The following is a 20,594-nucleotide window of genomic DNA, read 5'->3' as shown; positions in this document are numbered from 1 at the left end:
CTATCCTTCCTGGTTATGGGTCAGTGAGGCCAGCAGGTCTTCGGTCCAGCGTACGGATTCCAGGTACAGCCGGCTGGAGACCGTGACCGGAACCGGGCCATCTCCGGCTTCCGGAGGGGTGCTCGGGCCCTCGAACGCGGCGATGGTCGCCAGTAGTGGGGCCAGTGGCCCGCTGCCCTCCAGCAGCGCCTGTTCCATCTCGGCGGACAGGTGCAGTTCGCCGAGGATGCGCCGCAGTGGAACGCCCAGCACCCGGTCCAGCCCGGAGAGCATGCCAAGGGTGAAATAGCGTTCGCATTCCGCAGCGGGGAGCCCCAGCGCTCGTGCCATCAGCATCCCCATGCGGGCGCGGATCATCACCTGTTCGAGGCCGTGGGTCTGGCCCGCGGAGCCTCGCAGCACCATCAGCATGGCCAGGCGCTTGATCCGCCCCTGACCCAGGCGCAGGATCGCGTCATGCAGGGATTCGGTCGCGCGCGCGCCGCGATAGGCTGGGCTGTTGGCGATGCGCAGCAGCTGGATGGCCAGCCCCGGCTCGGCGGCGATCAGTTCTTCCAGCTCGCGCGGTGCCGGGTCCGGTGCCTGCAGGGCGCGCAGCAGCCGCAGCAGCGCCAGTTCCAGGCTCTCCAGCCGCTGTCCCTCGATCACGTGGGGATAGGACAGGTGAAAGCCCTGAAACATGCGGAAGCCGAGCCGCCGGCAGTGGGCGTAGTCCTCGGGGGTCTCGACCTTCTCGGCCAGCAGATCGACGCCGAACTGGCGCAGGCTGGTGACCTCCTGTTCGATGCGTGCATGGCCCAGGGTCAGCACATCCAGCTTGACAAGGTCGGCCAGTTCGACCAGTTCGGCGTGGTGTTCCTGGAACTGGTAGTCGTCCAGCGCGATGCGAAAGCCCTGCTGTTTCAGACGCCGGACCGCGGCCAGCACCTCGGTGTCGATCTCGATGTCCTCGAGGATCTCCAGCACCACCTGCTGCGGCGGCAGACTGGTGATGACCTCGTGCTCCAGGAAGCCGCGGGTGAGGTTCACGAAGGCCAGGTGTTCGCCGACCAGGTGTTCCAGCCCGATGTCGACGAAGGCGCTGCGCAGCAGGTCCGAGGTGGCCAGGTCGCCGTCGGTGACGGAGGCGGTATCAAGGTGACCCGCGCGAAAGAGCAGCTCGAATCCGATCAGCTTCTCCTGATCGTCGAAGATGGGTTGCCGACCGACAAAAATTGGTTGCATGCTTGCGCTTGGTCAAAAGACAGATGGGCGGCCGTAACGGTTCGTGGCAGGCCGGCTCAGGAGGAACACACGCACCATGGATTCGATTGATGCGCCATTCGGCGAGGTCGTGGAACTGCGGCAGATCCTGCACGACTCGGGAGTCCCGCTGCTGCGCGTCATTATCCGCGATGGCGGGCGCTATACCAAGATCGAACTGGACCCGGCGACGGCCCATCGCTGGGGCCGGCGCATGACGCGCTGGGCGGAAACGGCTGCGGAGGGCGGTGCCACGCCGGAAGAGGGCGAGCAGGCCGATCCGGTCTGAACACACGCCGCACTCACGCGAACGCAAAAAGGCCCGGCGCGCTGTGGCGGGCCGGGCCTTTTTCGAGCGTTGATTCAGGCAGTCGGGCGGTAGGGCCCCGATTACTTGATCTTGGCTTCCTTGTACATCACGTGCTTGCGGATGACGGGATCGAACTTCTTGATCTCCATCTTCTCGGGCATGTTCCGCTTGTTCTTGGACGTGGTGTAGAAGTGCCCGGTGCCGGCGGAGGACACCAGACGGATCTTGTCGCGTGCGGACTTGGCAGCCATCGTGAACCTTCCTTAAATCTTTTCGCCGCGGGCTCGGCAGTCCGCCAGGACCGCGTCGATGCCGCGCTTGTCAATGATGCGCATGCCCTTGCTGCTGACACGCAGGCGCACGAAGCGGTTCTCGCTCTCCACCCAGAAACGGTGGGAGTGCAGATTGGGCAGGAAGCGCCGCCGCGTCTTGCGGTGGGCGTGCGAAACGTTGTTACCGGTCGCCGGGCGCTTGCCGGTCACCTGACATACTCGGGCCATCGGGGGACTCCGGAATTTGGGTCTACCAGAAAGACGGCGGACTATAGCGCAGCCCCGGGGGCGGTGCAAGGGAATCGCGCAGAATCATCCGCGGTGGGTGGCGCAGCGCGCCTGTACGCGCGACTCGATCCCGCAGTCCTCGGCCCAGGCGATCGCGGCATCCAGCAGCATCGGGCGGGCGACCCCGTAGCCCTGGGCCGCGTTGCAGCCCCAGGCGCGCAGGGCATCCAGTGTGGCGGTGTCTTCCGCACCCTCGGCCACGACCTTCAGGCCAAGATCATGCGCGAGGCTGATGCTGGCGCGTGTGATCTGGGCATCTACCGGCTGTTCCAGCATCTGGCGCACGAAGGTCTGGTCGATCTTCAGGGTGGTGACCGGCATGCGCTTCAGGTAGGCAAGCGACGAGTAGCCGGTGCCGAAGTCGTCGATGGACAGCGCCAGTCCGGCCGCGGTCAGCCGGTTCAGGGCCGCGATGACCTCGTCGGGCTCGGACATGATGGCGCTCTCGGTGAATTCCAGCTCCAGCGCGCAGGGCGGCAGCCCCGAGGCGTGGACCATGGCCAGGACGTCCTCGGCAAAGTCGGGCTCGAGGAAGTTGCGGGCCGAGATGTTCACGCTGACGGGCATGGCGAGCCCGTGCGCGCGGAAGGTCGCGAGGTCGGCGAGCGCCTGTTCCACCACTCTCCTGGTCAGCGGGTGGATCAGGCCGGTGCGCTCGGTCTGCGGAATGAAGGTATCCGGCGGGATGCGCCCCCGGGTCGGGTGTTCCCAGCGCAGCAGGGCCTCCATGCCGCTCAGGCGGCCGGTCTCGAGGTCGAACTTGGGCTGGTAGAACAGCCGCAGCTGGTCCTGTTCCAGGGTGCCCTGCAGCCCGCCCAGCAGTTCCGCCGTGTGCAGGCTGGTGTCGTCGCTGCGCCGGTCGTAGCTGCGGTAGCGGCGCCCGGAGTGGCTGGCCTGGTGCATCGCCAGCCAGGTCTTGGTCAGCAGCCGGGCCGGTTCGTCCTGTTCGTGGAAGGGGAAGGAGGACAGGCCGGCATGGGCGCCGAGATAGACCGGTATGTTGTAGACCGGGAACGGCGCCTGCAGGCAGTCGATCGCCGCCTGCGTGAGCTGCAGGGCCTCGCGGCGGCTGCGCTGCGGAAGGATCAGGGCGAAGTGATCGTCGTGGATGTGAAAGACCGTGGAGTTGCTGGCCGCGGCGGCGTTGCGCAGGCGTTCGGCGATGGCCTGCAGCAGGGGGCGTTCCGCGGTCAGTCCCAGGGCGCTGATGGTGTCCTGGTAGTTGTCCATGCCGGGGCCCGTTTCGGGGCTGCGGTTGCTGTTGCCGCCCGCGGTGGCTTGGTAGCATGCCCGCGTTTCCACGAGACAGATATTCGGGCGGGGCGGCATGGCCGATCGGCGTTTGCAGGTCTTTCTGACAGTGGCGCGGCTGCTGTCGTTTACGCGTGCGGCCGAAATGCTGCACATGACGCAGCCGGCCGTCACCTTCCAGGTGCGCCAGCTCGAAGAGCAGCTCGATACCCGGTTGTTTGATCGCAATCACAATCGCGTCACCCTGACCGAGGCCGGGCGCCTGGTCCAGCGCTATGCCGAACGCATCTTCGATACCTACGGCGAGCTCGAGGCCGCATTGCGCGAGCTGAAGGGAGCGGATGGCGGGGCGCTGGTGATCGGTGCCAGCACCACGGTGGCGGAATACATGCTGCCGGCCCTGCTCGGGGCCTTCCGCCGCGCGCACCCGGACATCGGCATCCGCCTGCGCGTGGGCAATACCGAGAATGTCGTGGTGATGGTCGAGGAGGGCAGCGTGGACCTGGGGATCGTGGAGGCCCCGGTCAGCCACCGCAGTCTGCAGGTGCAGCCCTGCCTGGTGGACCAGCTGCGGCTCATCGTGCCGCCGGAACACGAACTGGCCGGACGCGAGACCGTGACCGTGGCCGACTTCATCGAGCGGCCATTCATATGCCGGGAGGAGGGTTCCGGGACCCGCGAGGTGATCATGGAGTACCTTGGGCGCGCCGGCTACGACCGCAACAGCCTGCGCGGCTGCATGGAACTGGGCAGCCCGGAGGCGATCAAGGGCGCGGTGGTGGCCGGCATGGGGGTCTCGGTGCTGTCCGAGGCGGTAGTGGCCAAGGAACTGGCCCTGGGCGAACTGGTGGCGCTGCCGCTGTCGCCGCCGCTGGAGCGGCCGATCTCGCTGGTGCACGCGCGCCAGAAGTTCCGTGTGCCCACGCTGGAGGTGCTCATGCAGTTCCTCAGTGGCTACTGCACCGGCCAGCGCCCGCCGGCCCCGGCTCAAGAAACCAGACAGGATTGACGCGACATGAAAAACTACTGCGTGGTGCAGCATACGTATTCCGAATTTCTCGGGCTGATCGAATCGCAGCTGGAAAAACGCGATATCGGTTTCTCCTACTACCGTCCGTTCGTGGGCCAGGACCTGCCGGGCTCCGCGGCCCAGTTCGACGGCCTGTGGCTGCTCGGCGGCGCGTGGCCGACCGCGGATCGCGAGGAAAATCCGCAGGTCCCGGACGAGCTGTCCCTGATCGACATCTTCCGGCGCTCGAAGCGACCGGTGGTGGGGCTGGGCATGGGCGGCCTGCTGGTCGCCGAGCAGGCCGGGGGCACGGCCCACGAGGAGCCGATGTACCGGGCCCGCTTCGTGACCGCGCACAAGACCGCGGCCGGTGCCGGCGATGACCTCGCCGAGACCCTCGACGGCCGCCGCGTGCTGCAGCTGGTCAATGGCAGCGTGTCCCTGCCGGAGGGCCTGGAGCCGATCCTGGTCGATGACGATGGTGACTGGCTGGCGGTGCGCCCGGATGCGCTGACCTATGGCATGCTCTTCCGGCCGGAAATGAAGCCGGGCATGCTCGAGGACATCATCATGGAGGCACGCCACAACCCGCCACCGAATATGGGCGAACTGCTGGGCGAGGCGCGCATGGAGTGGGGCGAGATGCAGAAGGTCACCTCGGATGTGATCGTGGCCCTGGTCAAGGAGCTGGAACTGATGCAGGAACGGCGCAAGATGCCGGTGTTCAGCCTGAAGATCGAGGACGACGGATGATCCCGCCCCTGGGTTCCGATGGGCCGGGTGGCCTGCCCGGAGGGGGCTTCGGGTCGGTGCTCGGGGGTGCGCGCAAGAAGGATCGCGACGATCCGGCCCGGGCGATCGGCGAGATTGCCGCGCGGCTGTCGGCCGAGGATCAGGCCAGCCTGCTGAAGTTTGCCCGCTTCCTGGAGCAGGAGTCACCGCCGCCGGCGCCGGAACCGCTGCCGGAACCGGAACCCATCCCGCGTCCGGAGAGCGAGTCTGTGATCAAGGCGATGCGGCGGCTGTCCGCCACCTATCACATGCTGGACCGCTCCAAGCTGCTGAACGAGACCTCGGCCCTGATGGCCCAGCATGTGATGCAGGGGCGCGAGGCGGTGGAGGTGATCGACGAGCTCGAGGTGGTGTTCCGCAGTCACTACGAGAAGGCCGTCGCCCAGGACCCGGCGCGCGCGGCCGACCCGGATAGCGCGGATGACTCGGGACCGGGAGGCCCGACCCCATGATCGAAGTCCTGCGTCAGTGGTATCAGCGGCACTTCACCGACCCGCAGGTGGTGATTCTCGCGTTCCTGCTGCTGCTGGGCTTCCTGGTCATCATCTTTGCCGGGCGCATTCTCGCGCCGCTGCTGGCCTCGCTGATCATCGCCTACCTGCTGGAGGGCGGGGTCAAGAAGCTGACCCGACTGCATGTGCCGCGCCTGCTGGCGGTGACCATCGTGCTGCTCGCGTTCCTCGCCCTGACCGTGGCGGCGCTGTTCAGCGTGGTGCCGCTGCTTTCGGCCCAGGTGACACAGCTGGTGCGCGAGCTGCCCGGCATGATTCGCGAGGGCCAGGCCCTGCTGCTGCAGCTGCCCGAGCATTACCCGCAACTGATTACTGACGAGCAGGTGCGTGATCTGATGGGGGCAATCCAGGCCGAGGCGACGTTGCTGGGCCAGCGCGTGGTGTCGTTCTCGCTTGCCTCCGCGCGGCATCTGGTGGATGTCGTGATCTACCTGATCGTGGTCCCGCTGATGGTGTTCTTCATGCTGAAGGACCGCGACCTGATCCTTGGCTGGGTGCGCAGCTTCATGCCGCGCGACTCGCATCTGGCCAACGAGGTGTGGCGCGAGGTCAACGTGAAGATCGCCAGCTACGTGCGCGGCAAGTTCATCGAGATCCTGATCGTCTGGGCGGTGACCTTCCTGACCTTCAACTGGTTCGGGCTGGAATATGCCGTCCTGCTGTCGTTCATGGTCGGCATCTCGGTGATCATCCCGTACATCGGGGCGGCCGTGGTCACCATCCCGGTGGCGGCGGTGGCCTATTTCCAGTTCGGCATCGGGCCCGAGTTCGCATGGATTCTGGTTGCCTACGGGGTGATCCAGTTTCTGGACGGCAATGTGCTGGTGCCGCTGCTGTTCTCCGAGGTGGTCAATCTGCATCCAGTGGCGATCATCGCCGCGGTGTTCGTGTTCGGGGGGATCTGGGGGCTGTGGGGGGTGTTCTTTGCCATCCCGCTGGCGACCCTGGTCCACGCCGTGATCAAGTCCTGGCCACGGGTCGACCCGGGCGGTACCGTGGCGCCCGAAGATGCGGACAGCGTCCCGGCGGACACGGCTTCCCGCTAGTCCCGACCCGCAAGGGCGGCGCCTTCCGCGCGCAGGCGCGCGATCGGCCCGACACAAGATTCATTCATAACAAGAAGAACGCATGACCGGTACCGAAATCCTGATGAACGTGACGCCCCAGGAAAGCCGCGTGGCCCTGGTGGAAAACGGCGTCCTGACCGAACTGCACCTGGAGCGCACCCGGCGCCGCGGGATCGTGGGCAATATCTACAAGGGCCGAGTGGTGCGGGTGCTGCCGGGCATGGATGCCGCGTTCGTCGATATCGGCCTGGAACGCACGGCCTTCCTGCATGCCTCCGATGTGGCCCCGGTGGAGCGCGAGGAGCTCAGCGAGAACGCACCGGGCGACGGGGAGGGGGCCGCTGCGGCCAACGGCAATGGCGGCGCCACAGCCCCGGCCGCGCGCGAGGGGATCCGCGAGCTTCTGCGCGAGGGTCAGGAGGTCCTGGTGCAGGCAGTCAAGGACCCGCTGGGGTCCAAGGGTGCGCGCCTGACGACCTACATCACGCTGCCGTCGCGCAATCTGGTGCTGATGCCCAACCAGGCGAACATAGGCGTGAGCACGCGCATCGAGGACGAGGGCGTGCGTGCGCGCCTGCGCGAGTCCATCGAATCCCTGCGCAACGAGCTGGCTCCGGAGCATGGTTTTATCGTGCGCACCGCCGCCGAGCTGGCGGATTACGAGGCGATGTACAACGATACCGCCTTTCTGAAGAAGGTCTGGGACGGCCTGCAGGAACAGGCCGCCAGCGCCCCGGCGGGGACCGAGGTGTATACCGATCTGCCGCTGGTGGAGCGCATCCTGCGCGACATGGTGGGGGTGGATATCGAGCGCATCCGTATCGACTCGCGCGAGACGTACCAGAAGGTCTGCGGCTTCGTGGAGCGCTACCTGCCGGAACTGATCGGCCGCATCGAGCATTACCCCGGCGAGCGTCCGATCTTCGACCTGTTCAACGTGGAGGAGGAGATCCACCGCGCACTGGAGCGCAAGGTGGAACTGAAGTCGGGTGGCTACTTGATCTTCGACCAGACCGAGGCGATGACCACCGTCGACATCAACACCGGCGGCTTCGTCGGCCACCGCAAGCTCGAGGAGACCATCTTCAAGACCAACCTGGAGGCGGCCCAGGCGATCGGGCGCCAGCTGCGTCTGCGCAATCTCGGCGGGATCATCATCATCGATTTCATCGACATGCAGGACGACGAGCACAAGCGCCAGGTGATCCGCGCGCTGGAGAAGGCACTGGAGCGCGATCACGTGAAGACGCAGATCTGCGACGTTTCGCCGCTGGGGCTGGTGGAGATGACGCGCAAGCGGACCCGCGAGAGTCTGGAGCACCAGATGTGCGAGCCGTGTTCCGTCTGCAGCGGCCGCGGCTATCTCAAATCTGCCGAGACGGTCTGCTACGAGCTGTTCCGCGAGATCCTGCGCGAGGTGCGCCAGTACGATGCGCGCGAGCTGCGCGTGCTGGCCTCGCAGAACGTGATCGACCTGCTGCTGGACGAGGAATCCGCGGCCCTGGCGGAATTGCAGAGCTTCGTCGGGATTCCGATCCGGTTCCAGGTCGAAACGCTATATACCCAGGAGCAGTTCGACGTAGTCTTCGTCTGATGATCCATGGGCCCGTGCGGGCCCGATCTTCAGGGGAGGGGAGGCGCCAAGTGAAATGCACAGGTGGGCCCAGGAGTCTGTCGGATTTGGGACGGATCTGCTGCGCGTGCAGGAGAGCGGCGCCTTTCTCCGCCCTCTCTCGTTACATCGTTCCCACTATGCGCCTCGAGAGGCCGAAGAAAGGGCCTCGCTCTCCCACCACGCTCGCGACGATCGCCCAAACCCGACAGGCTCCCAGCAACCATCGGGCCCCCGGCCGGCCGGGTAACGCCTGGCGTGCGCAGAAATGAGGTGGCTGTCACAAACCCTGCGGGGCCTGCTGTGGGCCGTGCTGGGCCTGGCCCTGCTGCTGGCGATCCTGCTGCTGGCGCTGCGGCTTGCCCTGCCGCACTGGGACGGGGTTCAGGCGTGGGTGCAGAAGAACGCCAGCGATCAGCTCGGCCACACAGTCACTGCTGCGCGCGTCGAGCTCGGCTGGGCCGGCTGGTCCCCGGCGCTGGTGGCCCGCGATGTCGTCGTCGACATGGACCCCGCAGAGGCGCTGGCGATCGACTCTCTCGGGGTCTCCCTGGACGTAGGCGCGAGTCTGCGCAGCCGCTACCCGTCCCTGGATGTCCGCGTGCGCGGCCTGGATCTGCGCCTGGTGCGCCATGCCGACGGCCGCTTCTCCGTCAATGGCCATGAGCTCGGGGCGGGCGAGGGGGAGTGGCTCGCCCGTCCGGTGGCGCACTGGCCGGATGTGGAGGTCGAACGCCTGCAGCTGTCCTGGGAAGACCGGGCCGCCGGGCTGGAGTCCGCTCTGCGCCTCGACCGCGCGGCGCTGCGAACCGGCCACGATGGCTCCCTGCGCCTGTATCTGACCGGGGCCCCGGACGGGGCGGGCCCCGGGGCCGTGGTCGCGCTGGGGGTGGAGGCGCCGGCCGCGGATCTGCGTGCCGCGCGCTTCTTTCTCCGGGCCGAGGCGGTCGAACTGGAGGCGGGGCGGCCCTGGCTGGCCTATCTGGGCTGGACCGCCCCTGCCGGTACCACCTCGCTACGGCTTTGGGGCGGCCTCGACGACGGGCGCGTGGCCTGGCTGCGCGGGGAACATGACACCACCCTGCGCCTGGACGGCGAACCGGTCGCCACGGCGATCGGCCATCGCTTTGCCTGGCAGGTGGCCGATGCCCGCCACCGCTCGTCCTGGAGAGGGACGCATCCGGGCTCGGGTGATCTGCGCCTGGCCTATCGGCTGGAGGGGGATGCGGGGGGGCTGGTCGTGGATGCGGTGGAGCTGGCCGCGCGCGATCTCGAGGTCGAGCCCTATGCGCCGCTGCTGACGCTGCTCGAGCAGGCGGCGCCGGAGCTGGCCGGGCAGGTCGCGGCGCTGCATCCGCGCGGCACCCTGGAGCATGCCCGCCTCGAGGCCCGCCGCGAGGATGAACGCCTGCAGCCGGTATGGGCCGAGGCCGATGTGCGCGATCTGCAGTGGCGCGCGGTGGGCGCGGCGCCGGGTGTGCGCGGTGCGGCCGGGTACATGCAGTGGCGGCGCGGGGGCGTGGAGCTCTTGCTGGACGGGCGCGCAATGCGGGTGGACCTCCCGCAGGTGCTGGTGGACCCGGTCGAGCTGGATCAGGTGCGTGGGCGTCTGCGCGCGGAGCGCGACCCGCAGGGACACTGGCGCCTGGCCGGGGAGGGGCTGTACGCGGCCAATGCCCACGCGGCCGCGCGCGGGCGCATGCGGGTGCTGCTGGACGATCATGCCGCCGGTCCCCGGGTCGATATTTCGCTCGACATCCTGCGCGCCGACGGCACCCACACGGCCCGCTACCTGCCGGCCTACCACCTGCCCGAAACCACGTATGACTGGTTGCGCGACAGCATCCAGACCGGCCGCGTGACCGGAGGCGGAATGGTCTATCGCGGGCGCGGACGGGACTTTCCGTTTGCGCAGGACGAAGGTGTGTTCGACCTGTGGGCCGAGGTCGAAGACGGGGTTCTGGATTACCAGGCGGGCTGGCCGCGCGCGGAGGATCTGAGCGGCCGCCTGCTGTTCCACAACGCGGGCTTCCGGGCGCAGGCGGCACGCGGACGCATCCTTGATACCGAGGTGCGCGATACCGATATCCGGATTGCCGACATGGAGCACGCGGTGCTGGATCTGAGCGGGCAGTCCGAGGGCAACGCCGCGGATTTGCTGACCTACCTGCAGCGGGCGCAACTGCTGGAGGAGGCCGCCGAGATCCGCGATCAGGCCGAGGTGGCGGGCCCGGCGCGTCTGGACCTTGCCCTGAACCTGCCGCTGCAGGCGGGCCGCATGGATGCGACCCGGGTCAGCGGCGAGCTCGAACTGGACGGGGTGCGTGTCGCGGTCCCGGGCTGGCCCGCCGTGCTGGAGGAAGCGACTGGGGTGGTCACGTTCGATACCGCGGAGCGGGTCAGCGCCGAGGCGGTGACCGCCCGGGTGCATTCGGAAACCGTGACCCTCGATGCGGACTGGCCGCTGGATGGCGAGGAGGCGCGTTTTCGTGCCCGGGGCCCGCAGCCCCTGGCGCCCTGGCTGGAGGCTTTTCCCGAGGTCGCGCCCTATCTGGAGGGGCAGGCGCAGTGGGATGCGCGCCTGCGTCTGGGGCCGGGGGTGGACGGGGTACGCCTGGAACTGGCGTCGGACCTGGTGGGCGTTGCCATCGACTGGCCTGAACCGATTGGCAAGCCGGCGGATGTCGCCCGCGATTTCGAACTGACCCTGCCGCTGGGACATTCCGGCGCCGGGATCGGCCGGCTGCAGCTGGGCGAGGCGCTGCGCGCGCACATGCGCCTGTCGCCTGCCGCGGCCCCGGAGGATCCGGCCGTACGCGTGGCCGAACCGCGCGTGGCGGCGCGTGGCGTGGGGCTGCAGGCACTGGCGCTGGAGATCGGTGCGCCGACGGCCACGCCGCTGGCGCTGCCGGGTTCCGGGGTGTCGGTGCGCGCGCGTCTGCCGCAACTGGATGTGGAACCCTGGCTGGCGGCGCTGGGCGAGGCCCCCTGGGGCGGTGAGGTGGACCTGGGCGCGGCGGCCGAGCCCTCTGCGGCGACGGATGCGGTGGTCCTGGAGCGCGTGGAGCTGAGCGTGCGCGACCAGATCCGCTGGGGGGATCGCAGCATCCCGGGACTGCGTGTCCTCGGGCGCCGCGCGGAGGCCGGCTGGGACCTGGAAGTGGCGTCCGACTGGCTCGCGGGCGAGGGCCGCTGGCGTGCCAGCGGGGGCGATGGTCGGGGACGTATGGAAGCGCATCTGCGGCATCTGATCCTGGAAGACCCTGGCTGGGACGGTTCCGCGGCGGCGGCCGCCGCCGAGACCGTGGAGCCGGTCGCGGCCGGGACCCTGGAGGACCCGCGCGCCTGGCCCGCGATCGATCTGACCCTCGACAGTCTGGTGCTGGAAGATTACCGTTTCGCCGACATCGTGCTGGGTCTGGAGCCACAGGCGAGCGGCTTGGTGGTGAGGGATTTCGAGGTGAGGGCCCCGGAAGGCGATCTGCGGGCGGATGCGGTCGGCGTCTGGCGGGTCACGGGCGAGGGGCGGCCCGAGACACGCCTGGATGTAGAACTGACGGGCACGGACTGGGGTGCGGCCATGCGCGCCTCCGGGCTGTCACGGGCGCTGCTGGGCGGGTCCGGAGAGGGTACGCTGTCCCTGGCCTGGGCGGGGCCGCTGTATGCGCCGCGTCTTGCGCAGCTGACCGGTTCCATGGAGGTGGCGCTGTCCGACGGGCGCCTGGCGGACGTCGAGCCCGGCGCCGGGCGCCTGCTGGGCCTGGTCAGTCTGGATGTGCTGCCGCGCCGCCTGCGACTGGATTTTCGTGACGTGTTCACCGAGGGACTCAGCTTCAGTGAACTCACCGCGGATGCGGTGCTGCGCGACGGCGATCTCTACGTGCCCGCGCTGCGCATGGACGGGCCGTCCGCCCGCGTGCGCCTGAGCGGGCGCACGGGTCTGGTGGCGCGCGACTACGACCATGAGATCGTCGTGGTGCCCAGTATCCGGACGGCCCTGCCCATCGTCGGGGCGCTGGTGGGTGGCCCGGTGACCGGTGTGGTGGTCCTGCTTGCGGAACGCGTGCTGGGGATTGGGGATCAGATGGAAGAGGCGGCCCGTGTCGAGTACGCGGTTACCGGCTCCTGGGACGACCCGCAGGTACGTGTGCTGGTGGAGCCAGCCGCGGATACCGGGGCAACCGACAACGACTGACGCCGGCCAGGCTTGGCGTCTCCGCGGCCCAATACGGGCCGCGGGCAAACCATGATCGGAGCGACATGAATCAGGTAGCCGCCATTCAGATGGCATCCGGACCCCAGCCTCAGGCCAACCTGCTGGAGGCGAAGCGCCTGCTGCAGGAGGCGGCCGACAAGGGCGCGTGCCTGGCCGTGTTGCCGGAAAATTTTGCCTTCATGGGCATGCAGGAGACCGATGTGCTCGGGATCGCGGAGAAGCCCGACGGTGCCGGTCCGCTGCAGGCCTTCCTCGCCGAGCAGGCCCGGCGCCTGGGGCTGTGGATTGTCGGCGGCACCATCCCGTTGCAGACCACGGACGGGCAGCGGGTGCGTTCGGCCTGCCTGGTATTCGATGACCAGGGTCGGCAGGTCGCGCGCTACGACAAGATCCATCTGTTCGATGTGCGACTGCCGGACAGCACCGAGGCCTATACCGAATCGAAGGTCTTCGAGCGTGGCGACGAGGTGGTGGTCGTGGACACCCCGGTGGGACGCATGGGGCTGGCCATCTGCTACGACCTGCGCTTCCCGGAGCTGTTCCGGGCCCTGCTCGACCGGGGCGCGGAATGGGTGGTCCTGCCCGCGGCCTTCACCGCCCAGACCGGGCAGGCGCACTGGGATGTGCTGCTGCGGGCGCGGGCGATCGAAAACCAGTGCTACATGCTCTCGGCGGCCCAGGGCGGGTTCCACGTCAATGGTCGCGAGACCTATGGTCACAGCGCCCTGGTCGACCCCTGGGGCCGGGTGGTGGGCCAGCTCCAGCGCAACCCCGGGGTGCTGCTAGCGGCACTGGACCATGCCCAGGTGGCACGCATCCGCAGCAGTTTTCCGGCGGTGGATCACCGCCGTCTGCCCTGTCCCGGTACCACCTAATCCCGCATCGCCCGCGCGCTTGAAAGCGGGGCGGGCGCCCCAAGCTCCATACTTAAAGTTACAACCGTCGACTGCCGCAGGCGTCCTGCGGCGGCCGGCGCCCCCGCGGAACCCGAGAGGACTCCATGATCGACAGCCTTGCACAACAGACCCTGCTGGATCCCGCCGGCCTTGGTGACAGCGAGCTCAGCACGCTGCTGGGTACCACCTTCGGGCACGGGATCGACGGAGGCGACTGCTATTTCCAGTTCGCCAGTCAGGAGGGCTGGTCGCTGGAGGACGGCATCGTGAAGTCCGCCAGCTTCAACATCGAACGCGGAGTCGGCATCCGGGTGGTCCGCGGCGAGCAGACCGGTTTTGCCTATTCCGATGACATCGCGATGCCGGCCATGCTCGAGGCGGCCCGCACCGCGCGCAGCATTGCCGCTGCAGGTCAGAGTGGCCGCATTGCAGTCGCCTCACGAGCCCCCTCGCGCCCGGCGCTGTACGCCCCGGACAATCCCCTGGATTCACTGGGCGAGCAGGCCAAGATCGATCTCCTGAAAGAGGTGGATGCCGCGGCCCGCGCGGCGGACCCGCGCGTGACCCAGGTGATGTGTTCGCTGGCCGGGGTGCACGAGGTGGTGCTGGTGCTCAACGCCCGCGGCGAGCTGACCACCGACGTGCGCCCGCTGGTCCGGCTGAACGTGCAGGTCATCGTTGAACAGGGTGGCCGTCGCGAATCCGGGACCTCGGGCGGCGGTGGACGATTCGGTTACCAGTACTTCCGCGAGGCCGACCGGGCCGCCGGCTATGCCCGCGAGGCTGTGCGTCAGGCGCTGGTCAACCTGGAGGCGCGCGAGGCCCCGGCAGGGACCATGAAGGTGGTGCTCGGCCCCGGCTGGCCGGGCGTGCTACTGCACGAGGCGATCGGCCACGGGCTGGAGGGCGACTTCAACCGCAAGGGCACCTCGGCGTTTTCCGGGCGCGTCGGCGAGCAGGTCGCGGCGAAGGGCATCACCATCGTCGACGACGGCACGCTGGAGGGGCGACGCGGCTCGCTGAACGTCGACGACGAGGGCAACCCGACCCAGCAGACCGTGCTGATCGAGGATGGCGTGCTGCGGGGCTACATGCAGGACGAGATGAATGCCCGGCTGATGGGCACGCGCTCCACCGGCAACGGCCGCCGCGAGTCCTATGCCCGGCTGCCCATGCCGCGCATGACCAATACCTACATGCTCGGTGGCGACGCCGATCCGGAGGAGATCCTGGCCTCGGTGGACGACGGCCTGTACGCGGTCAATTTCGGCGGTGGCCAGGTGGACATCACCTCCGGCAAATTCGTGTTCTCCGCCTCCGAGGCCTATCGGGTGGAGAAGGGCAAGGTGACGTACCCGGTCAAGGGTGCGACTCTGATCGGGAATGGCCCGGATGTGCTGACCCGGGTATCGATGATCGGCAATGACATGAGGCTCGATTCCGGCATCGGTACCTGTGGCAAGGAGGGCCAGGGCGTGCCGGTTGGCGTGGGCCAGCCCACGCTGCGTATCGATGGCATGACCGTGGGCGGTACCCAGGCGGCGTGAGCGCTGCGGGACCGGAGAAACGGCGACAAGGAGGCAACAGATGAATCTCGATTTCCTCGAACAGGAGCGTTCCCTGCCGGAAGGGCATGGCCACGACCAGATCGTGCAGTGGCATGTGTTCCGTGCGCGCGAAAAGGCCGAACAGTTCGCCCATCACGTCGAGCTGGGCGCGGGCCAGGACCTGGTCGGCGGCTGGACGCGTGACAGTGTCGGCATGCTGTACTGGGTCGGCGTGCATGTCGACGACCTCGAGCGCTGGGGCAACGCCGGCGCGGTGCACAAGCACGGCGCCCGGGTGGACTAGCCCCGTCGCCAGCACACGCCCGCCCCGGGTCGGATACCCCGGGGCGGGGCCGTTCTTTGGCCGTCCGAACCCCTTTCTGACCTGTTCATTCCTCACCTGTTACCGAGTAACGAAACCCGCATGAGCACATCTCCCGAACGCGTGATCCCGCAAGACCCCTCCCGCCAGGGCGAGGCCCAGGCCCTGTCCCATTCGCAGGAATCCCTGCAGGCGCGCGTGCAGCGCACGCTGGAGGCCGCGCAGGCACGCGGTGCCTCGGATGTGCAGGCAGTGGTCAGCCACAGCGTCGGGCTGGAGCTGGGGGTGCGCAAGGGCGAGATCGAGACCCTGGAACACGAGCGCGACCAGAGCCTGTCGCTGATCGTCTACTTCGGTCAGTCCAAGGGCGCGGCCTCTACCACCGACTTCAGCGACCAGGCCCTGATCGACACCGTCGAGGCGGCCTGCCGCATTGCCCGCTACACCGAACCGGACCCCTACGCCGGCATGCCCGATCCGGCCTTCAAGGCGACCGGCTGGGACGACCTGGACCTGGATCACCCCTGGGCCTGTGATGTTACCGAGGCGACCGAACTGGCCTGTGCCATCGAGGCGGCCGGGTTTGCCACGGATGCGCGCATCGAGAATTCCGAAGGGGCCAGTGTCAGCAGCCGACGGGCGATCGCCTTTCTGGGTGACAGCCAGGGCTTCATGGGCGGCTATCGCAGCACCCGGCATTCGCTGTCCTGCGCCCTGGTGGCACGGGATGCAGCCGGCATGCAGCGCGATTACGCCTACTCCGTCGCCCGCCACGCCGACGACCTGGATGCTGCCTCCCATATCGGCCGCGAGGCCGCCGAGCGCACCGTGCGCCGCCTGGGTGGGCGCAAGCTCTCCACCCGTACCTGCCCGGTGCTGTTCGCGCCGGAGATGGCGCGCACCCTGATCGGCAGCTTCACTCGCGCGATCTCGGGGCCGGCTCAGTACCGCGAGAGTTCGTTCCTGCTGAATGCCGTGGGCGAGACCGTGTTTCCCGCCTGGATGCAGATCGAGGAACGCCCGCAGACCCCGCGCGCGCTGGGGAGCGCACCGTTCGACGGCGAGGGCGTGCGCACACGCAACCGCGCGCTGATCGCCGACGGCGTGCTGCAGAGCTACACCCTCGACAGCTACGCTGCGCGGCGTCTGGGGCTGGAGACCACCGGCAACGCGGGCGGTGCACGCAACGTGACCGTAACCCCGGGAGACAAGGATTTCGACGCCCTGCTGGCCGAGATGGGTACAGGGTTCCTGGTGACCGAGCTGATCGGCCAGGGCGTGAACATGGTGACCGGCGACTATTCGCGCGGCGCGGCCGGGTTCTGGGTCGAGCACGGCGAGCTGCAGTATCCGGTGGAGGAGGTCACCATCGCCGGCAACCTGAAGGACATGTTCCAGCGCATGGCGGCCGTGGGCACCGACGTGGACCGCCGCGGCAACATCCATACCGGCTCCATCCTGATCGAATCGATGACCGTCGCCGGCGACTGAACGCCGCCTGACACTCGGTGTGAGCCGGTTTGCCCGGCATTCCTTTCGTGCTTAACTTGGAGCTCCAGACCGCCCGGGGCCCCGAGTGAAGTTCATTCCGTCTCTCCATCGGCGCAGCCACGCACGCGGCCGTTATGCGTTCGCGGTGCTGGTGCTGCTGTTCGGCACGCTGCTGTCGCTGCTGGCGGCGCTGCAGGTCAAGCAGGCGCTGGATGTCGAGGTCGCCGATCGCTTTGCCTTCGCCGCCGATCAGGTCACGATCCGAATCGAGGAACGGCTGGATGCCTATGCCCTAGTGCTGCGCGGGGCCGCCGGTCTGTTCGACGCCTCCGAGGAGGTCACGCGCGAGGAATGGCGCGACTATGTGCGCAAGCTGCGGGTGTCCGACACCCTCAAGCGCGTGCAGGGGATCGGCTTTGCCCGCCTGCTGCAGCCCGACGAACTGGCGGCACACATCGCGGAGGTCCGGGCCGAGGGCTTTCCGGACTACCGCGTGTTCCCGGACGAACCGCGCGAGGTCTACACCTCGATCGTCTACCTCGAGCCCTTCGATGCCCGCAACCGGCGCGCCTTCGGCTACGACATGTTCTCGGAACCGGTACGCCGGGCGGCGATGATCCAGGCCCGAGACAGCGGGCGTGCGGCGTTGACCGGGCGTGTGCAGCTGGTGCAGGAGACCGAGCACGATGTGCAGGCCGGCACGCTGATGTACGTCCCCGTGTACCGGATGGACCTGCCGATCGACACGCCGGATCAGCGGGCACGGGCGCTCAAGGGCTGGGCCTACTCGCCCTACCGCATGACCGACCTGATGACCGGCATCCTCGGCGACTGGGAACTGATGGAGGGCGAGGCCGTCGGGCTGCATATCTATGACGGCCCCGAAATGGATGCGGATCGGTTGCTGTACCGCAACTGCGAGATCGATCCGGAGGCCCCCAGCCGCTTTGCGCAGGTACGCGAGATCGACTTCAACGGTCGGGTCTGGTCGCTACGGTTCGACCATCGCGATCCGCAGGCGGCAGTGGCCTACACCAGTGCCTGGGGCACGCTGGGCGCGGGGGTGGCGCTGAGCGCCCTGCTGTTCGGGCTGATTCTGTCCATCTCGGGCACGCGGGTGCGCGCCGAGGCGATCGCCGAGCGTCTGACCGAGGAGCTCCGGGGGCGGGAAGAGCAGCTGCGCGAGAGCGAGTTCCGCTGGCGCTTCGCTCTGGAGGGCTCGCGCAGCGGTCTGTATGACTGGGATATCGCGCGCGACGAGCTGTACTTTTCCCCGCGCTGGCGGGAGATCATGGGGGTGCACGAGGCCCAGATCGGGAGCTCCCTGGAGACATGGGAACAGTGCATCCATCCGGATGAGCGCGCCGCGGTGCAGGCGGCCTTGCGTGCCTATCTCGACGGTCAGCGGGGCTTCTACGCCCGGGAGTACCGGGTGCGGCACGCGGATGGCCACTGGATCTGGATCGAGGACCGCGGCCTGATCGTCAGCCGCGATGCGGACGGGCGTCCGTTGCGCATGATCGGCACGGCCACCGACATCACCGACCGCAAGCAGGACGAACTGGCGCTGCGCGCGGCCCATGCCGAGTCGCAGCGCTTCCGGGATGCGCTGGATTACGTCTCGTCCTATATCTACATGAAGGACCGGGAAGGGCTCTACACCTTTGCCAACAGCGCCTGCCTGAAGCTGTTTGGCGCGACCGCCGAGGACCTGCCCGGCAGCAGCGACAGCCGCTTTTTCCCGGCCGAGACGGTACGGCAACTGCGCAAGATCGATCGCCGCGTGCTGGCCGGCGAGCAGACCACCGAGGAGATCGAGGTGGTCGCGCCGGATGGCACCCGCCGGGTCTATCTGGAGATCAAGACCCCGATCCGGGACGACCGCGATCGCGAGCGCATCACCGGCCTGCTGGGCATCTCGACGGACATCACCACGCTGAAGGAGCACGAACGCCAGCTGGAACGGATTGCGCACTACGACGCGCTGACCGGTCTCCCCAACCGCTCCCTGCTCGCGGACCGCCTGCAGCAGGCCATGGCCCGTGCGCGGCGTCACGATGAACGCCTGGCGGTGGTCTATCTGGATCTGGACGGCTTCAAGCAGATCAACGACCGCTTCGGCCATGCGGCGGGGGATCGGATGCTGGTGGAGGTCGCCGCGCGCATGAAGGCCGTCATGCGTTCGGAGGACACCCTCTCGCGCCTGGGCGGGGACGAGTTCGTGGCCGTGCTGGTCGATATCGACAATCTCTACGGCTGCGAGACCCTGCTGAAGCGGATGCTCGAGGCGGCGGCCGAGCCCGTGTTCGAGGAGGATGAACGGCTCCAGGTGTCGGCCAGCCTGGGGGTGACTTTCTATCCGGACGGCGATGTCGAAATGGAGGCGGACCAGCTGCTGCGCCAGGCCGACCAGGCGATGTACCAGGCCAAGCTGGCGGGCAAGGGGCGGTTCCACGTGTTCGATGCCGAGCGCGACCGCTCCGCCCGCAGCCATCACGAGACCCTGGCGGATATCCGGCGCGCGCTGGCGGAAGAGGAATTCGTACTGTTCTACCAGCCCAAGGTGAACATGCGCACCGGCGACGTGATCGGGGTCGAGGCCTTGATCCGCTGGCAGCACCCGGAGCAGGGGCTGCTGCCGCCGGGTCGTTTTCTGCCCGAGATCGAGGACCACCCGCTGGCGGTCGAACTGGGCGAATGGGTGATCGATCGCGCCCTGCGGCAGCTGCGCGCCTGGGCAGCTGTGGGCCTGGATCTGCCCGTCAGCGTCAATGTCGCGGCGTATCAGTTGCGGCAGCCGGATTTCGTCGATCGCCTGGAGCAGCTGCTGGACGCCTACCCGGACATCGCCCGCGGCTCCCTGGAGCTGGAGGTGCTGGAGACCAGCGCGCTGGGTGACATGATCGAGGTGACGCGGCGTCTCCAGGGATGCCGGGCGCTGGGCGTGGAGATCTCGCTGGACGATTTCGGGACCGGTTATGCCTCGCTGACCTACCTCAAGCGGCTGCCGGCGGACACGGTGAAGGTCGACCAGAGCTTTGTGCGCGATATCCTGGAGGATCCCGAGGACCTGGCGATCCTGGACGGCATCCTGAGCCTGGCCGAGGCGTTCGGGCGCCGTCTGATCGCCGAGGGCGTGGAGACCGTCGAACTCGGCGACATGCTGCTGCTGATTGGCTGCGAGCTGGCCCAGGGCTACGGGATTGCGCGGCCGATGCCGGCGCCGCATGTGCCCGACTGGGTGGCCACCTGGCGCCCGGCCCGGCACTGGGCGACGCTGTCGCGCATCGGGCGCGAGGCGATGCCGCTGATGCACGCCGGGGTGGCGCACCGGGCCTGGGTCGGGCAGCTGGAGGCCTATCTGCGCGGGCAGGGCCTGCTGCCGCCCTCCATCGCCGCGGACTGCGACGTCTTCGAGCGCGGGCTGGAACGCGCCGGCGTGGCATTTCAGGATGCCGGGGCCGGGCTGCGGCGTCGGCAGCAGGAGGTGCATCAGCTGGCCGAGGAATTGCTGGCCCTGCACGCACGCGGTCAGCACGACCAGGCGCTGGCTCGGCTGCAGGAGCTGTATGCGCGGCGTGATCGCCTGCTGGCCGATCTCTCGCGGGCCCTGCGCCTGGCCGGTGCCGCCCTGGGAGAGGCCGATTGATCCGGGTGTATGCGGTGCCCGGGAGCAGCGGCGAACAACGGTCGGCGCCGCGCAACAGGGGGCTGGCATGAGGCACTGGGCGGTATCCCGGGCGCCCAGCCCGCCGACGGGGGCAGCA

15 protein-coding genes and 1 pseudogene are annotated in these 20,594 nt (G+C 68.3%); 12 read left to right on the top strand and 4 right to left on the bottom strand.

Features of this window, described 5'->3' with window-relative positions:
• Complete coding sequence (locus tag D000_RS0103545; protein ID WP_018872180.1) at positions 1-1,224, bottom strand: EAL and HDOD domain-containing protein; 1,224 nt, start codon at positions 1,222-1,224, stop codon at positions 1-3.
• A gap of 76 nt (positions 1,225-1,300) precedes the next feature.
• On the opposite strand from D000_RS0103545, the gene D000_RS0103540 reads away from it, so the two are divergent.
• A complete protein-coding gene (locus tag D000_RS0103540) occupies positions 1,301-1,531 on the top strand; it encodes a hypothetical protein (RefSeq protein ID WP_018872179.1) in 231 nt (76 codons plus the stop codon).
• A 101-nt stretch (positions 1,532-1,632) separates the two neighbouring features.
• On the opposite strand, the gene rpmG is transcribed toward D000_RS0103540, so the two are convergent.
• From rpmG to D000_RS13290, 3 genes and pseudogenes are all read right to left on the bottom strand, one after another.
• Positions 1,633-1,803: a 50S ribosomal protein L33 gene (gene rpmG / locus D000_RS0103535; protein ID WP_012983362.1), complete on the bottom strand. Its 171-nt coding sequence runs from the start codon at positions 1,801-1,803 to the stop codon at positions 1,633-1,635.
• Between the two features lie 12 nt (positions 1,804-1,815).
• Entirely contained in the window at positions 1,816-2,052 is a 237-nt protein-coding gene (rpmB, locus tag D000_RS0103530; protein ID WP_018872178.1) for a 50S ribosomal protein L28, read from the bottom strand.
• Positions 2,053-2,136: 84 nt separating this feature from the next.
• A pseudogene (locus tag D000_RS13290) lies at positions 2,137-3,342 on the bottom strand (putative bifunctional diguanylate cyclase/phosphodiesterase); the annotation flags it as partial.
• Between the two features lie 97 nt (positions 3,343-3,439).
• Here D000_RS13290 and D000_RS0103520 point away from each other — a divergent pair.
• The 11 genes from D000_RS0103520 to D000_RS13285 all read left to right on the top strand — a co-directional run bounded on the left by D000_RS0103520 (position 3,440) and on the right by D000_RS13285 (position 20,476).
• Positions 3,440-4,372 (top strand): LysR family transcriptional regulator, encoded by a 933-nt coding sequence (locus tag D000_RS0103520; protein WP_018872176.1) that lies wholly within the window; start codon positions 3,440-3,442, stop codon positions 4,370-4,372.
• 6 nt (positions 4,373-4,378) lie between these two features.
• Positions 4,379-5,125, top strand: a complete 747-nt coding sequence (locus tag D000_RS0103515) for a type 1 glutamine amidotransferase (RefSeq protein ID WP_018872175.1) — start codon at positions 4,379-4,381, stop codon at positions 5,123-5,125.
• Complete coding sequence (locus tag D000_RS0103510; RefSeq protein WP_018872174.1) at positions 5,122-5,616, top strand: hypothetical protein; 495 nt, start codon at positions 5,122-5,124, stop codon at positions 5,614-5,616. The genes D000_RS0103515 and D000_RS0103510 overlap by 4 nt, the downstream gene beginning before the upstream one ends.
• Positions 5,613-6,722: an AI-2E family transporter gene (locus D000_RS0103505; protein ID WP_018872173.1), complete on the top strand. Its 1,110-nt coding sequence runs from the start codon at positions 5,613-5,615 to the stop codon at positions 6,720-6,722. The genes D000_RS0103510 and D000_RS0103505 overlap by 4 nt, the downstream gene beginning before the upstream one ends.
• Before the next feature lie 82 nt (positions 6,723-6,804).
• Positions 6,805-8,337 carry a ribonuclease G gene (gene rng / locus D000_RS0103500; RefSeq protein WP_018872172.1) on the top strand — a complete coding sequence of 511 codons (1,533 nt, stop codon included), beginning with the start codon at positions 6,805-6,807 and terminating at the stop codon, positions 8,335-8,337.
• A gap of 286 nt (positions 8,338-8,623) precedes the next feature.
• Positions 8,624-12,550, top strand: coding sequence for a YhdP family protein (locus D000_RS0103495; RefSeq protein ID WP_018872171.1), 3,927 nt, complete (start codon positions 8,624-8,626; stop codon positions 12,548-12,550).
• A 65-nt stretch (positions 12,551-12,615) separates the two neighbouring features.
• Positions 12,616-13,446 (top strand): carbon-nitrogen hydrolase family protein, encoded by an 831-nt coding sequence (locus tag D000_RS0103490; RefSeq protein ID WP_018872170.1) that lies wholly within the window; start codon positions 12,616-12,618, stop codon positions 13,444-13,446.
• Between the two features lie 125 nt (positions 13,447-13,571).
• Positions 13,572-15,014, top strand: a complete 1,443-nt coding sequence (tldD, locus tag D000_RS0103485) for a metalloprotease TldD (RefSeq protein WP_018872169.1) — start codon at positions 13,572-13,574, stop codon at positions 15,012-15,014.
• Between the two features lie 40 nt (positions 15,015-15,054).
• Positions 15,055-15,318, top strand: coding sequence for a hypothetical protein (locus tag D000_RS0103480; RefSeq protein ID WP_018872168.1), 264 nt, complete (start codon positions 15,055-15,057; stop codon positions 15,316-15,318).
• A gap of 120 nt (positions 15,319-15,438) precedes the next feature.
• Complete coding sequence (gene pmbA / locus D000_RS0103475; RefSeq protein ID WP_018872167.1) at positions 15,439-16,827, top strand: metalloprotease PmbA; 1,389 nt, start codon at positions 15,439-15,441, stop codon at positions 16,825-16,827.
• A gap of 145 nt (positions 16,828-16,972) precedes the next feature.
• Complete coding sequence (locus tag D000_RS13285; protein WP_196800589.1) at positions 16,973-20,476, top strand: EAL domain-containing protein; 3,504 nt, start codon at positions 16,973-16,975, stop codon at positions 20,474-20,476.
• The last annotated feature ends 118 nt before the right edge of the window (positions 20,477-20,594 follow it).

The sequence above is a fragment of the Thioalkalivibrio sp. ALJ16 genome (assembly GCF_000377345.1).
GTDB lineage: Bacteria > Pseudomonadota > Gammaproteobacteria > Ectothiorhodospirales > Ectothiorhodospiraceae > Thioalkalivibrio.
Note: the sequence above shows the minus strand (reverse complement) of the source record. Positions and strands in the feature narration are given on the sequence as shown.

Excerpts from the sequence above, each read along its gene's own strand:
- pmbA (WP_018872167.1), top strand. The coding sequence starts at position 15,439 with ATGAGCACATCTCCCGAACGCGTGATCCCGCAAGACCCCTCCCGCCAG.
- D000_RS0103520 (WP_018872176.1), top strand. The coding sequence starts at position 3,440 with ATGGCCGATCGGCGTTTGCAGGTCTTTCTGACAGTGGCGCGGCTGCTG.
- D000_RS0103480 (WP_018872168.1), top strand. The coding sequence starts at position 15,055 with ATGAATCTCGATTTCCTCGAACAGGAGCGTTCCCTGCCGGAAGGGCAT.
- D000_RS0103540 (WP_018872179.1), top strand. The coding sequence starts at position 1,301 with ATGGATTCGATTGATGCGCCATTCGGCGAGGTCGTGGAACTGCGGCAG.
- D000_RS0103505 (WP_018872173.1), top strand. The coding sequence starts at position 5,613 with ATGATCGAAGTCCTGCGTCAGTGGTATCAGCGGCACTTCACCGACCCG.
- D000_RS0103510 (WP_018872174.1), top strand. The coding sequence starts at position 5,122 with ATGATCCCGCCCCTGGGTTCCGATGGGCCGGGTGGCCTGCCCGGAGGG.
- D000_RS0103515 (WP_018872175.1), top strand. The coding sequence starts at position 4,379 with ATGAAAAACTACTGCGTGGTGCAGCATACGTATTCCGAATTTCTCGGG.
- rng (WP_018872172.1), top strand. The coding sequence starts at position 6,805 with ATGACCGGTACCGAAATCCTGATGAACGTGACGCCCCAGGAAAGCCGC.
- D000_RS0103495 (WP_018872171.1), top strand. The coding sequence starts at position 8,624 with ATGAGGTGGCTGTCACAAACCCTGCGGGGCCTGCTGTGGGCCGTGCTG.
- rpmB (WP_018872178.1), bottom strand. The coding sequence starts at position 2,052 with ATGGCCCGAGTATGTCAGGTGACCGGCAAGCGCCCGGCGACCGGTAAC.
- D000_RS0103545 (WP_018872180.1), bottom strand. The coding sequence starts at position 1,224 with ATGCAACCAATTTTTGTCGGTCGGCAACCCATCTTCGACGATCAGGAG.
- tldD (WP_018872169.1), top strand. The coding sequence starts at position 13,572 with ATGATCGACAGCCTTGCACAACAGACCCTGCTGGATCCCGCCGGCCTT.
- D000_RS0103490 (WP_018872170.1), top strand. The coding sequence starts at position 12,616 with ATGAATCAGGTAGCCGCCATTCAGATGGCATCCGGACCCCAGCCTCAG.
- rpmG (WP_012983362.1), bottom strand. The coding sequence starts at position 1,803 with ATGGCTGCCAAGTCCGCACGCGACAAGATCCGTCTGGTGTCCTCCGCC.